This window comes from Mesorhizobium sp. M8A.F.Ca.ET.181.01.1.1 (assembly GCF_004792025.1).
In the GTDB taxonomy this organism is placed as follows: domain Bacteria; phylum Pseudomonadota; class Alphaproteobacteria; order Rhizobiales; family Rhizobiaceae; genus Mesorhizobium.
The window spans coordinates 1-311 of sequence record NZ_SRTV01000207.1; the positions used below are offsets into that span (position 1 = coordinate 1).

Annotated in this window: 1 protein-coding gene; it reads right to left on the bottom strand. The window is 49.5% G+C overall.

The window, feature by feature from the left end; all coding sequences use genetic code 11:
- Positions 1-311: EAL domain-containing protein (locus EN824_RS34270; protein ID WP_135933218.1), on the bottom strand; the 311-nt coding region annotated here is incomplete at both ends.

Consider the following 311-nt stretch of genomic DNA (forward strand, 5'->3'; position numbering starts at 1 on the left):
TCCGATCTCTCCAAGCGGCCGTCCCAGGAAATTGCCCTGCAGGCAATCGCAATTCTCCTTGACCAGCCACCGTGCCTGTGCCGTCGTCTCGACCCCTTCGGCGGTGACGCTTATACCCAGGCCGTGCGCCAGATTGATGATCGATTGCACGATCGTTTGGCTCTTGAGATCGGTTTCTAAGTACGCGATGAAGTATTGATCTATCTTCAAGGTGTCGAATGGAAAGTTCTTAAGGTAGCTCAACGATGAGTAGTATGTCCCAAAATCGTCAAGAGAGATTCTTATTCCCAAGACATTCAAGGTATTTAATG